The organism is Stappia taiwanensis (genome assembly GCF_014635285.1).
Taxonomy (GTDB): domain Bacteria; phylum Pseudomonadota; class Alphaproteobacteria; order Rhizobiales; family Stappiaceae; genus Stappia; species Stappia taiwanensis.
The window spans coordinates 57,412-70,245 of sequence record NZ_BMCR01000007.1; the positions used below are offsets into that span (position 1 = coordinate 57,412).

A 12,834-nucleotide genomic window follows, 5' to 3' on the forward strand; every position below is an offset into this window, starting at 1 on the left:
ATTTGCGTCACAACCGTCCGCTAGAAAGACACTGGAAGCCCCCGCCGGTGGCCGGCAGGAACGAACATCCGATGGAGAGCCCGATGCTTCACCCCTCTACCCTCGCCGTGGTCTTGTCCTTGCCCATGCTGATCGCCGGGGCGGCTTTGCCGGCTCAGGCCGAGGGGGGGCCGTCTTTCGATTGCGCCAAAGCCGGAAGCTCGGCGGAAAAGCTGGTGTGCGAGGATACGGCGCTGGCAAGCCTCGACCGCCGGCTGGCGGAGCGCTACGCGGCGGCCGTGACGGCGGTGAAGGCCTATGACGCCGGGGCGGACGAGGCGCTCAAGCTCTTGAAGGCGACCCAGCGGGGCTGGGTCAAGGGACGCGACGAGTGCTGGAAGGCGGACGATCTGCGGTCTTGCGTGGAGGATGCTTATAGCCGCCGCGAAGGGGAATTGGTCGCCGGCTACATGCTGGAGAAACCGACCGCGGTCACCTCCTGGACCTGTGGCGGCAATCCGGCGAATGAGATCGTCACCAGCTTCTTCGACACGGAGCGGCCGAGCGTGCGCATGGAGCGCGGCGACCGCACCGTCGCTGGCGTGTTGACCAGAAGTGCGTCGGGCGCACGCTACGAAGCCCCGTTCGGCATCGTCTTCTGGACCAAGGGCAAGGACGCGTTGCTGACCTGGCAGCCGGATGAGGATCTTGCCTGCGTGGCCGCGCAATAACGTCCCATCTGCGGTCTTTCCGCCGTTCGGCCCTCGACGGCAGGGGGGCGCATGTGCATGCTTTGCGGCATCACTTGCATCTGAGTCTGTCCCTGGTGCGCCAATGGCCTGCCGGGGCACGGCCTGTTTCGGGATCTTTGCCGACCATGAGCCCTACGCGTTGCGGCGCCCGGCGCCGACAGTCATGAGCACGACCAATTCGCTGGCGCCGCAGCGCGCCGAACCGAGCTTCGCCGAGTTTTTCACCCCCAAGCTGATCACCGTCCTGCGCGAAGGCTACACGCTGGGAAACCTGCGCGCCGATGCCATTGCCGGATTGACGGTGGCCATTGTCGCTCTTCCCCTGTCCATGGCGATTGCCATCGCTTCGGGGGCGCCCCCTGCCGCCGGTCTTTATACTGCGATCATCGGCGGCTTTCTGGTCTCGGCGCTGGGCGGCAGCCGGTTCCAGATCGGCGGACCGGCCGGGGCGTTTATCGTGCTGGTCGCCACCACCGTGCAACTGCACGGTCTGGACGGGCTGATCCTGGCGACCATCCTCTCCGGTCTGATCCTCATCGCGGTCGGGTTCCTGCGGCTTGGCACCTACATCAAATTCATTCCCTATCCGGTGACCGTCGGGTTTACCGCCGGCATCGCGGTGATCATCGCCGCCAGCCAGATCAAGGAATTTTTCGGCCTGACGCTGGCCGGTCCCGAACCGGGGCCGTTTTTGGAGAAACTGCCGGTGCTGTGGCAGGCGCTGCCCAGCCTCGACCCGGCCAGCCTCGGGCTGGCATTGGCGACCATGGCGGTGATCCTCGGGCTGAAACGGCTGTCCCCCAATGCGCCGGGCATGCTGGTTGCCGTGGTTGGTGCCGGCGCCGCCGTTGCCCTGTTCGACCTGCCGGTGGCCACCATCGGCAGCCGGTTCGGCGGCATTCCCGACAGCCTGCCGCTGCCCTCGCTTCCCGCTCCGGACTTGGCCAAGGTCATGGCCGTGTTGCCGAGCGCGGTCGCTTTCGCCCTGCTGGGGTCGATTGAATCGCTGCTCTCGGCGGTGGTCGCCGATGGCATGACCGGGCGCCGGCACCGTTCGAATTGCGAACTGGTCGGCCAGGGGGTGGCCAATATCGCATCCGGTCTGTTCGGCGGCTTCTGTGTCACCGGCACCATTGCCCGCACGGCGACCAATGTGCGCGCCGGCGCCCATGGGCCGGTTGCCGGCATGCTGCATTCCCTGTTCCTCCTGCTGTTCGTGCTGGTCGCCGCGCCGCTCGCCCGTTTCATTCCGCTCGCCTGTCTCGCCGGCGTGCTCTTGGTGGTGGCCTGGAACATGTTCGAACGGCAGGCTTTCGCCACCTTGCTGCGGGTCTCGCGCGGCGATGCGGCGGTGCTGCTGGCCACCTTCCTGCTGACGGTGTTCCGCGATCTGACCGAGGCGATCATCGTCGGCTTCGCATTGGGCTCGGTGCTGTTCATCCACCGCATGTCGAAGACCACGGCCATCGATACCCACACGCCGTTTGTCGCCGAGGACCGGGCGGACGACGCCAATGGCGAACGTCAGCCCTATGACGAGGCGGATGCGGCAGATCCCAATGTGGTGGTCTACCGGATTTCCGGGGTGTTCTTCTTCGGTGCGGCGGCCTCGATCGGCGCGGTGCTCGATCGGATTTCCGACACGCATCGGGCGCTGGTGATCGACTTCGCGGCGGTGCCTTTCGTCGATTCCACCGCTGCCCATACCATTGAGGGGCTGGTGCGCAAGGCGACAAGGCGCGGGGTGCGGGTGTTCCTGACCGGCACCTCGCATGATCTGCGCAAGGACCTCTTCGCCCACGGCATCAAGCCGCCGCTGGTGCGCTACGAGGAGACCATTGCCCGCGCCCTGGCAATGGTCAATCAGCCGGCGTGATCGGCTGAAGAGGAGATGTCCGGCGGCGGAGCGCGCCGCCGGCAGGGGTATCGCGCGTCAGCGGAACATCAAGACCGGTGTCTTGCACGAGCGCACCATCTCTGAGGTGGTTGAGCCGATGATCAGCGTGCGGATCCGGGAGTGCCCATAGGCACCCATGATCAGAAGGTCGATGTCCTCTTTTTCCACGGTCTGGGTGATCACCGCTTCGGGCTGCCCGGGGGTGAGCGTCGCGGTCACCGACAGGCCGCCGCCTTCCAGCGTCGCCCGGGCGGCATCGAGCTTGGCCCGCGCCTCGGCAGTCTCGGCGCCGACCATCAAGAGGTGACAGTCGAGCCCGGCGAACAGCGGGCTGCGGGCGACATAGTCCACCGCCTTCAGCGCGCTCGGGCCGCCGTCGAAGGCGATCAGGAAGCGCTCGATCGGCTGGAACGCGCGGGAGGTGACGAACACCGGCTTGTGGCTGGAGCGAACGATCCGCTCCAGGTTCGAGCCCAGATGCAGCCGGGCGAAATCCGCCGCCTCGCCCCGCTTGCCGATGACGATCAGCGCCGCGTCGGCCTCGCTTTCGGCTACGGTCTCGACGATGTCGCCGGCGCGCAGCCGGGTGGTGACCGTCTCGGCGCCCGCCGCCTCGACCACCGCCTTGGCATCCTCCAGGATCGCCCGACCCTGTTTCTGCGCCAGCTTGGCCATCTGTTCATCGAGGCTGGACAACTCCTGCAGGAGCGCGGAACGCGCGCCAAGGGCGATGTTGCCCGACAGGTTGGCCTCGCCCTCGGCCGCCTGCCGGGGGCTGAGCACATGCAGGATTTCCACCGCCGCGCCGGTGCGTCCTGCGATCCAGGCGGCATGGTCGCACACGCTGTGCGAATAGACCGATCCGTCGACCAGGGCGATGAGTTTGGTCATTGTCTGTCCTCTTGGGCGGCCTGTCGCCCGGTTGTCGTCAGTCTTGTGAACGGCCCGCTTCAGGGGAAGCGGGCGCGAAAATTCGGTCTCAGTGGCCCATCAGCCGTTCGAGCGCGCCGGGCTTGTCGTGGATGGCGAGCTTGTCGACGATGGTTTCGCTCGCCTCGTTGATGCCGACGATCTCCACCTCGGCGCCCTCGCGGCGGAATTTCAGCACGATCATGTCGAGCGCGGCAACGCTGGAAATGTCCCAGATATGCGCGCGGCTGACGTCGATGGTCACCTTCTCCAGCACTTCCCGGAAGTCGAAGGCGGCGGTGAACGCATCCGCCGAGGCGAAGAACACCTGGCCTTCCACCACATAGGTGCGGGCGCGCCCGTCCTCCGACAGGGTCGAGGTGACGCGGAAGATCTGGGCGATCTTCCAGGCGAAGAAGATGCTCGACAGGAGCACGCCGACCAGAACGCCGATGGCAAGGTTGTGGGTGACGACGACGCAGATCACCGTCGCCAGCATGACGATGGAGGAGGAGCGCGGGTGGTCCTTCAGATCGCGGATCGAGGACCAGCTGAACGTGCCGATCGACACCATGATCATGATCGCCACCAGCGCGGCCATCGGGATCTGCCGCACCCAGTCGCCGAGCACGACGATCAGGAACAGGAGGATCACGCCGGCGGCAAAGGTGGAGAGCCGGCCCCGGCCGCCCGATTTCACGTTGATCATCGACTGGCCGATCATGGCGCAGCCGGCCATGCCGCCGATGAAGCCGGTGGCCGTGTTGGCGATGCCCTGGCCGATGCACTCCTGGTTCTTGTCGCTGGGGGTGTCGGTGAGGTCGTCGACGATGCTCGCGGTCATCAGCGATTCCAAGAGGCCGACGGCGGCGACGCCCGCCGAATAGGGCAGGATGATCAGCAGCGTCTCAAGGGTGAGCGGAATGTCGGGGATCAGGAAGATCGGCAGGGTGGAGGGCAATTCGCCCATGTCGCCGACCGTGCGCACGTCGAGGCCGAAGCCGATCGCCACCGCCGTGAGGATCAGGATGCAGATCAGCGGCGAGGGCACCGCCTTGGTCAGGCGCGGGAACAGGTAGATGATGGCAAGGCCGGCGGCGACCATCACGTAGGTCAGCCACGGCACGCCGATCAGCTCCGGCAACTGCGCCATGAAGATCAGGATGGCAAGCGCGTTGACGAAACCGGTCATCACCGAGCGGGAGACGAAGCGCATCACGTCGCCGAGGCGCAGCAGCCCGGCGCCGATCTGCAGGAGCCCGGCCAGCACCGTGGCGGCGAGCAGGTACTGCAGCCCGTGGTCCTTGACCAGCGTCACCATCAGGACGGCGGTGGCCGCCGTCGCCGCCGAGATCATGCCCGGGCGCCCGCCGGTGATCGCGGTGATCACGGCGATGGAAAAGGAAGCGTAGAGGCCGACCTTCGGGTCGACACCGGCGATGATCGAAAAGGCGATGGCTTCGGGAATGAGCGCCAGCGCCACGACCAGGCCGGACAGGAGGTCGCGGCGGACGTTGCCGGTCCACTGGTCGCGATAGGCAAAGGCTGAGGTCATGCGGTTCGGGGCTTTCCTGTTCGCATGCGGCGGGCCTGCCGGCCGACGTCCGCATGCGAGGGTCTCAAGGGTCTGGAGAATGTGTTGCCCGTTCGATAGGGGAGTTTGTTTTGCGATGCAACAACAGGGGCAGAGAAAGCAGGCGATGCGGTAGCCTTGCGGTGTGTCGGCGCGCCACTTATATAGCGGTCACGTTCTGCTGCGGCGCTGCATTGGATGCAGGCGTTCGCGGGGACAAGTCACGCGTATCGAAAAGGGGCCGGCCCGATGCCACAACGGGTCTGACCGGTCTGCTGGAAAGAGAGGACAATATGGCAAAGGTCATTGGTATCGACCTCGGCACGACCAACTCGTGCATCGCCGTGATGGACGGCAAGGAACCCAAGGTCGTCGAGAACGCCGAAGGCGCGCGCACCACGCCGTCGATGGTGGCGTTCTCCGACGATGGCGAGCGGCTGGTCGGCCAGCCGGCGAAGCGCCAGGCGGTGACCAACCCGACCGGCACGCTGTTCGCGGTCAAGCGCCTGATCGGACGGCGCTATGACGACCCGACCGTTGCCAAGGACAAGGGGCTCGTTCCCTATGAGATCGTCAAGGCCGACAATGGCGATGCCTGGGTCGAGGCGAACGGCCAGAAGTATTCGCCCTCGCAGGCTTCCGCCTTCATCCTGCAGAAGATGAAGGAAACCGCCGAGAGCTATCTTGGCGAGAGCGTCACCCAGGCGGTGATCACCGTTCCGGCCTATTTCAACGACGCCCAGCGTCAGGCCACCAAGGATGCGGGCAAGATCGCCGGCCTTGAGGTGCTGCGCATCATCAACGAGCCGACGGCGGCCGCGCTCGCCTATGGTCTCGACAAGAACGACGGCAAGACCATCGCGGTCTATGACCTTGGCGGCGGCACCTTCGACGTGTCGGTGCTGGAGATCGGCGACGGCGTGTTCGAGGTGAAGTCGACCAATGGTGACACCTTCCTCGGCGGTGAAGACTTCGACATGCGTCTGGTCGACTACTTCGCCTCCGAGTTCAAGAAGGATCAGGGCATCGACCTGAAGTCCGACAAGCTCGCCCTGCAGCGTCTGAAGGAAGCTGCCGAGAAGGCCAAGATCGAGCTGTCGTCCTCCTCGCAGACCGAGATCAACCTGCCGTTCATCACGGCCGACGCCTCCGGTCCGAAGCACCTGACCATGAAGCTGACGCGGGCGAAGTTCGAATCGCTCGTCGACGATCTGGTCCAGCGCACCATCGAGCCGTGCAAGGCAGCGCTCAAGGACGCCGGCATCGCCGCCGGTCAGATCGACGAGGTGGTTCTCGTCGGCGGCATGACCCGCATGCCCAAGATCCAGGAAGTGGTCAGCGCCTTCTTCGGCAAGGAGCCGCACAAGGGCGTCAACCCGGATGAGGTCGTGGCCATGGGCGCGGCGATCCAGGCCGGTGTGCTTCAGGGCGACGTCAAGGACGTCTTGCTGCTCGACGTGACGCCGCTGTCGCTCGGCATCGAGACGCTGGGCGGTGTCTTCACCCGTCTGATCGACCGCAACACGACGATCCCGACCAAGAAGGCTCAGACCTTCTCGACCGCGGAAGACAACCAGACCGCCGTGACCATCCGGGTGTTCCAGGGTGAGCGCGAGATGGCCGCGGACAACAAGCTGCTCGGTCAGTTCGATCTGGTCGGCATCCCGCCGGCACCGCGCGGCGTGCCGCAGGTCGAGGTCGCCTTCGACATCGACGCCAACGGCATCGTCAACGTGTCGGCCAAGGACAAGGGCACCGGCAAGGAGCAGCAGATCCGCATCCAGGCGTCCGGTGGTCTCAGCGATGCCGACATCGAGAAGATGGTCAAGGACGCCGAAGCCCATGCGGACGAAGACAAGAGGCGCAAGGAACTGGTCGAGGCCCGCAACCAGGGCGAGGCTCTGGTGCACTCCACCGAAAAGTCGCTGAAGGACTATGGCGACAAGGTTTCGGCGGAGGATAAGGGCGCGATCGAGACCGCCATTGCCGATCTGAAGTCCGCGCTCGAGGGCGAAGACCTTGAGGACATCAAGGCCAAGACCCAGGCGCTCGCCGAGGTGTCGATGAAGCTTGGCGAAGCCATGTATCAGGCTGCCCAGGCCGAGGAAGGTGCCGAAGCCGGCGCCGCCGACGAGCCGAAGGCGGATGACGATGTGGTCGACGCCGACTTCGAGGAAGTCCGCGACGACGACGACAAGAAGTCGGCCTGATCGGGTCCCCTGATCTGGCGCGGCGCCTTCCCGGCGCCGCGCCAGTTCGCGTTTCGACGAAAGGTTTGGGCCGGATCATGACCGCGCGTTCGCTCGATCCCCCTTTCGGGACCTGTGCCCTTCCCGGGCCGCTTGAGGCCCTGCGCCGCCGCGCCGCCGCCATGCCGGTGAACCGCATCGGCCGGATTGGCGTTTCCCTCATCCGCAAGCTCTGCGTCGGCAGCCGCCCCGGCCCCTTCGATGTCGAGGTGTATCCGACCGTCTTCGCCCGATTGCATCCGCAGTCCAATCGCTGTGAAAAGCGGGCGCTGGCCGGCGTGCAGTTCTTCGATCGTGAGGAGCGGCTGGCCCTCGGCGAGGCGCTTGCCGCATCGCGGTCCGATCCCTTCGTCTTTGTCGATCTTGGCGCCAATGTCGGGCTGTACAGCCTGTGGCTGGTGTCCGCAGCCCGCGCTCTGGGGCGCAAGGTGGAGGTGCTGGCGGTGGAGCCGGATCCGGTCACCCGTGCCCGGCTGGAGGCCAATCTTGCCGCGTCTTCCGCGGATATGGTCGCGGTCTCCCCTTGCGCGGTCAGCGAGACCGCCGGTTTCGGGGCGATGGTCGAACATGACGGCAATCGCGGTGAAAACCGGGTGCAGACCAGTGACGATGCCGAGGGTGCGGGCGTCGAGATCCTGCCGATCGGCGAGATCTGCCGGCGCAACGGCATTTCCCGCATCGACGCAATGAAGATCGATCTTGAGGGCCATGACGAAGCGGCGCTGCGCGGCATGTTCGCCGCCGCGCCGGAGACGCTCTGGCCGGACCTGATCGTGGTGGAAGTGGGCAAGGGGGCGGAGTTGCCGCCGGCCGTGCGCCTGTGCCTCGATCATGGGTATTCGCTCGACCAGCGCACGCGGCTGAACGCGCTGCTCCGGCGGGGCCCCTCGACAGCCGCTTCGCATGACGGGAGCCGCGATGCTCCCGCCGGAGCCGTATGACGACAAACGGTCGGAGCGGATCTTCGTTTCCCGTGAGACGAGGATCACGTTCCGTGAGCAGGTGAAAGCTGGATGGAAAAACGCGATTACTACGACGTGCTCGGAGTGGCGCGCGATGCCGACGAAAAGGCGCTGAAAAGCGCCTATCGCAAGCTGGCCATGAAATACCACCCGGACCGCAATCCGGGCGATGCGGAAGCCGAGGCCCGGTTCAAGGATGTCAGCGAAGCCTATGACACCCTGAAGGACGGTCAGAAGCGGGCGGCCTATGACCGCTTCGGTCATGCGGCCTTCGAAAATGGCGGCTTTAGCGCCCAGGGCGGCCATCCGGGTGATTTCGCCTCCGCCATGTCGGACATCTTCGACGAGTTCTTCGGCATGGGTGGCGGTGGCCGCCGGTCGGCCGGCCGCGATCGCGGCGCGGACCTGCGCTACAATCTGGAAATCTCGCTGGAAGAGGCCTTCACCGGCAAGTCGGTGGAAATCGAGGTGCCGACCTCGGTGTCCTGCGAAAGCTGCTCCGGTTCCGGTGCCAAGCCCGGCAGCGCCCCCGTCACCTGCCGCACCTGTGGCGGCTCGGGCCGGGTGCGCGCCTCCCAGGGCTTCTTCACGCTGGAGCGCGCCTGCGCCGCTTGTCAGGGGCGGGGCCAGGTGATTTCCGATCCTTGCGAGGACTGCGGCGGCAATGGCCGCAAGACCGTCAACCGCACCCTGTCGGTCAACATTCCGGCCGGCATTGAGGATGGCACCCGCATCCGCCTCGGCGGCGAGGGAGAAGCGGGCGTGCGCGGCGGTCCGTCCGGGGATCTTTATATCTTCCTGTCGATCCGCCCTCATGCCTTCTTCCAGCGCGATGGCGCGGATCTTTACAGCCGGGTGCCGATTTCGATGACCACCGCCGCGCTTGGCGGCCAGATCGAAGTGCCGACCCTGAGCGGCGACACCGCCCGGGTGAAGATCCCGGAGGGCACCCAGACCGGCAAGCAGTTCCGCCTGCGCGGCAAGGGCATGCCGGTGATGCGCTCGCAGCAGTTCGGCGACATCTACATTCAGGTGACGGTCGAAACCCCGGCCAATCTCACCAAGCGGCAGCGTGAGCTGCTCGCCGAGTTCGAACAGGAATCCTCCGGCGCGACCCATCCGGAATCGCACGGGTTTTTCTCCAAGGTGAAGGATTTTCTGGACAATTTGAGCGGATAACCGGAAACGAATGCGAGCGGACGGGGCGGGCGCCTTGAATTCGCCATCGCCCGCTCGCATTTTCAGGTCTACGCTCCAACCTGGGATAAACGATGCTCGAGGTCTCCACCCGCAAGGTCCGTGGATTCACCGCCAAGATGGCCGATGAAATCCGCTTCATCCGTAGCTGGGCGGAAAACCCCCTGACCACCGGGGCGGTGAGCCCCTCCGGGCCGGACCTCACCCGGCGGATGGCCGCCTACATCGAGCCCGAGCGTCCCGGTCAAGTGCTGGAAATCGGGCCGGGCACCGGTGTCGTGACCCATTCGATCCTGGAACGGGGCATCGGCCCGGACCGGGTGATCGCACTGGAATACAACGACAATTTCTGCCGTCTTCTGCGCCGGCGCTATCCGGATATGCAGGTGGTGGAAGGGGATGCCTATCGGCTGCGCGAGACGCTGGCCGATGTACCCGCCGGCTCGCTCGCCAGCATCGTCTCGTCGATGCCGCTGTTTTCCCGGCCGAAGGAGGAACGGCGCAGCCTGTTGTCTCAGGCGTTCGAGCTGTTGCAGCCGGGCGCGCCCTTCATCCAGTTTTCCTATGCCATGGTTGCGCCGATCGCGCTGGAGCCCGGCGTCTTTACCGTCGAGCGCAGCGGCTGGATCCTGAAGAACCTGCCGCCCGCCCGCGTCTGGGTCTATCGCAAGACCGCTTGACCACCGCTTCTGCCCCGGGCAACCGTTTTGCCGCCCGGGTGGGTCCTGAGTGTCGGATATCGGGGCGCCGCTCCAGAACGGCCCCCTCAGAGCGCCCCCGCTTAGATCGGCCCCCTCAGATCGGATTGACCAGCCGCACGGGCCGTCCCGGCGCGATTTCGGAGGCGGCGGCGACGATGGCGTCCGTGTCGATCCCGTAGTGATGGTAGAGATCGGCGACCGTGCCGGTCTGGCCGAAGTGCTCCACCCCGAGCGCCGCCGTGCGATGGCCAGCCACCCCGCCGAGCCAGGCCAGGGTTGCCGGATGGCCGTCGAGCACGGTGATCAGCGTGCAATGGGCGGGCAGGCCGCCGAGCAGCCGTTCGATATGGCTGCGGGCGCCGCGATGGCCGCGCTTGCGCATGCGCATTGCCGCGTGCCAGCCGGCGTTGAGCCGGTCTGCGGAGGTGACCGCGAGCACGCCGATGTCGCGCCGGTCGGTGCCGATCCGCCCCGCCGCTTCGATTGCCTCCGGCGCCACCGCCCCCTGATAGGCGATCACCAGCTCGCAGTTCGGTCCCGGTTCGCGCAGCCAGTAGGCGCCGTCGATCACCCCTTGGCGGAAGGCATCGTCCTCGCGCCGCGCCGGCTGTTCCAATGAGCGGGTGGACAGGCGCAGGTAGACCGAACCGCCGGTCTCGTCGCGCAGCCAGGTGCGTTCGTCCGGATCGCTGTCGCCATCCCGCTGCAGATAGTCGAAGCTCCAGTCCATCAGCACCGACAGTTCATCGAGCCACGCCGGCTCGAACGCGGCCAGCCCATCCTGGCTCATGCCGATCAGCGGCGTGGCAACCGACTGATGCGCGCCGCCCTCCGGCGCCAGCGTCACCCCGGACGGGGTGGCCACCACCATGAAGCGGGCGTCCTGATAGCAGGCGTAGTTCAGCGCATCGAGCCCGCGCGAGATGAACGGATCGTAGAGCGTGCCGACCGGGATCAGCCGTTCGCCGAACAGCGAATGGGAAAGGCCGGCGGCGCCCAGGAGCAGGAACAGGTTCATTTCGGCGATGCCCAGTTCGATATGCTGCCCGGTCGGCGAAAACGCCCATTTCTGCGCGGAGGGGATGCGCTGGTCGCGGAATGTGTCGGCCAGCATGTCGCGGGCGAACAGGCCGCGCCGGTTGACGAACGGGCCGAGATTGGTCGAGACCGTGACATCCGGCGAAGTGGTCAGGATCCGGTCGGCCAGAGGGTGATCCGATTTGGCGAGCTGGTCGAGGATCTTGCCAAAGCCGGCCTGCGTCGACAGCGTCCGGTCGTCGAGCAGCACCGGACCGGGGGTGGCGACCGGCGCGGCCTGGTGGTGGCGGCGGCCGGCGGCGAAGAACGGGGTTTCGGCGACGAGGCGCGACAGGGTGCCCGCGTCGAGGTCGAGCCCCTCCGCCGGGTCCCATTCATGCCCCTCGCGCACGCCCATCTGGATGCGGAAGGCCTCCATCTGCGCCGGGGTCATCAGCCCGGCGTGATTGTCCTTGTGCCCGGCGAGCGGGGTGTTCCAGCCCTTGATCGTGTAGGCGACGAAGGCGACCGGCCGGTCATGCCGGGCCTGTTCGGCGAAGGTGTCGGCCAGGGTTTCAAGGCAGTGGCCGCCCAGATTGCTCATCAACTCCTGCAACTCATCGTCGGAGCGGCTTTCAATCAGACGGGTGACCGCGCCCTGGTCGCCGATGTCATCAAGCAGCCGCTTGCGCCAGGCCGCGCCGCCCTGGAAGGAAAGCGCCGAGTAGAGCGCGTTCGGGCATGTGTCGATCCAGTCGCGCAAGGCCTCGCCGCCCGGTTCGGTGAAGGCGGCCCGCTGCAACGCGCCGTATTTGATCCGCACCACATCCCAGCCGAAGGCGCCGAAGATCGCCTCGATCCGACCGGCCAGCCCCTCGCGCACGACCCCGTCGAGGCTCTGGCGGTTGTAGTCGATGATCCACCAGGTGTTGCGCAGATCGTGTTTCCAGCCCTCCTGCAGGGCCTCGTAGACATTGCCCTCGTCCAGCTCCGCATCGCCGACCAGGGCGATCATCCGCCCGTCCGGGCGATCTGCGGCGAAGGGCTTGGCTTTCAGATAGTCCTGGATCATCGAGGCGAAGGCAGTGATCGCCACGCCGAGGCCGACCGAGCCGGTGGAGAAATCCACGTCATCGATGTCCTTGGTGCGGCTGGGGTAGGACTGGGCGCCGCCATAGGCGCGGAAGGCCTCCAGCTTTTCCCGGGTCTGGTTGCCAGCAAGATACTGCATGGCATGGAACACCGGCGAGGCGTGCGGCTTGACCGCCACCCGGTCCTCAGGCCGCAGGATGTGGAAATAGAGCGCCGTCATGATCGACACCATCGAGGCACAGGAGGCCTGATGGCCGCCGACCTTCATGCCGTCGGTCTTCTCGCGCAGGTGGTTGGCATTGTGCACCGTCCAGCAGGCGAGCCAGAGCAGCTTCTGTTCAATGGCTTTCAGGTCGGCCTTGCGGGAGGTGTCCATCATGCTCCTCATCCTGTCGGTTCGTGGGGCCTGGGGCCGGAGGCTTGGAGGCCGGCATCGCCGGACCCCGTGACGATAGGCAGGGGCGGCGGCATTTTCAGATCGTTCTGAACGGAAAACGCCGCCGATA

At 66.2% G+C, this 12,834-nt stretch carries 9 protein-coding genes; 6 read left to right on the top strand and 3 right to left on the bottom strand.

What is annotated here, in order from left to right; all coding sequences use genetic code 11:
• Positions 1-83: 83 nt before the first annotated feature.
• Both IEV83_RS15635 and IEV83_RS15640 read left to right on the top strand, forming a co-directional pair.
• On the top strand, positions 84-710 hold the full coding sequence (locus tag IEV83_RS15635; RefSeq protein WP_181761262.1) for an MliC family protein: 627 nt from the start codon (positions 84-86) through the stop codon (positions 708-710).
• A 184-nt stretch (positions 711-894) separates the two neighbouring features.
• Positions 895-2,607 carry a SulP family inorganic anion transporter gene (locus tag IEV83_RS15640; protein WP_181761261.1) on the top strand — a complete coding sequence of 571 codons (1,713 nt, stop codon included), beginning with the start codon at positions 895-897 and terminating at the stop codon, positions 2,605-2,607.
• 57 nt (positions 2,608-2,664) lie between these two features.
• Here the strand turns inward: IEV83_RS15640 and IEV83_RS15645 are convergent, their stop codons facing one another.
• Positions 2,665-3,519, bottom strand: coding sequence for a universal stress protein (locus IEV83_RS15645; protein ID WP_181761260.1), 855 nt, complete (start codon positions 3,517-3,519; stop codon positions 2,665-2,667).
• Positions 3,520-3,607: 88 nt separating this feature from the next.
• Positions 3,608-5,092, bottom strand: coding sequence for a SulP family inorganic anion transporter (locus IEV83_RS15650; protein ID WP_181761259.1), 1,485 nt, complete (start codon positions 5,090-5,092; stop codon positions 3,608-3,610).
• A gap of 311 nt (positions 5,093-5,403) precedes the next feature.
• Here IEV83_RS15650 and dnaK point away from each other — a divergent pair, with 311 nt between their 5' ends.
• The 4 genes from dnaK (at position 5,404) to IEV83_RS15670 (ending at position 10,198) form a co-directional block, all read left to right on the top strand.
• Positions 5,404-7,320 carry a molecular chaperone DnaK gene (gene dnaK, locus IEV83_RS15655; RefSeq protein WP_181761258.1) on the top strand — a complete coding sequence of 639 codons (1,917 nt, stop codon included), beginning with the start codon at positions 5,404-5,406 and terminating at the stop codon, positions 7,318-7,320.
• A gap of 77 nt (positions 7,321-7,397) precedes the next feature.
• Positions 7,398-8,300, top strand: coding sequence for an FkbM family methyltransferase (locus IEV83_RS15660; protein WP_181761257.1), 903 nt, complete (start codon positions 7,398-7,400; stop codon positions 8,298-8,300).
• 72 nt (positions 8,301-8,372) lie between these two features.
• Positions 8,373-9,500 (top strand): molecular chaperone DnaJ, encoded by a 1,128-nt coding sequence (gene dnaJ, locus IEV83_RS15665; RefSeq protein WP_181761256.1) that lies wholly within the window; start codon positions 8,373-8,375, stop codon positions 9,498-9,500.
• 92 nt (positions 9,501-9,592) lie between these two features.
• The gene (locus IEV83_RS15670; RefSeq protein ID WP_181761255.1) at positions 9,593-10,198 is read left to right on the top strand and encodes a class I SAM-dependent methyltransferase; all 606 of its coding nucleotides are present in this window, start codon (positions 9,593-9,595) and stop codon (positions 10,196-10,198) included.
• A 115-nt stretch (positions 10,199-10,313) separates the two neighbouring features.
• Here IEV83_RS15670 and IEV83_RS15675 read toward each other — a convergent pair whose 3' ends face one another.
• On the bottom strand, positions 10,314-12,716 hold the full coding sequence (locus IEV83_RS15675; RefSeq protein WP_371873473.1) for a thiamine pyrophosphate-binding protein: 2,403 nt from the start codon (positions 12,714-12,716) through the stop codon (positions 10,314-10,316).
• Between the last annotated feature and the right edge of the window lie 118 nt (positions 12,717-12,834).

Coding starts and splice junctions, on each gene's coding strand:
- IEV83_RS15635 (WP_181761262.1), top strand. CDS start 84: ATGCTTCACCCCTCTACCCTCGCCGTGGTCTTGTCCTTGCCCATGCTG.
- IEV83_RS15640 (WP_181761261.1), top strand. CDS start 895: ATGAGCACGACCAATTCGCTGGCGCCGCAGCGCGCCGAACCGAGCTTC.
- IEV83_RS15645 (WP_181761260.1), bottom strand. CDS start 3,519: ATGACCAAACTCATCGCCCTGGTCGACGGATCGGTCTATTCGCACAGC.
- IEV83_RS15650 (WP_181761259.1), bottom strand. CDS start 5,092: ATGACCTCAGCCTTTGCCTATCGCGACCAGTGGACCGGCAACGTCCGC.
- dnaK (WP_181761258.1), top strand. CDS start 5,404: ATGGCAAAGGTCATTGGTATCGACCTCGGCACGACCAACTCGTGCATC.
- IEV83_RS15660 (WP_181761257.1), top strand. CDS start 7,398: ATGACCGCGCGTTCGCTCGATCCCCCTTTCGGGACCTGTGCCCTTCCC.
- dnaJ (WP_181761256.1), top strand. CDS start 8,373: ATGGAAAAACGCGATTACTACGACGTGCTCGGAGTGGCGCGCGATGCC.
- IEV83_RS15670 (WP_181761255.1), top strand. CDS start 9,593: ATGCTCGAGGTCTCCACCCGCAAGGTCCGTGGATTCACCGCCAAGATG.
- IEV83_RS15675 (WP_371873473.1), bottom strand. CDS start 12,716: ATGAGGAGCATGATGGACACCTCCCGCAAGGCCGACCTGAAAGCCATT.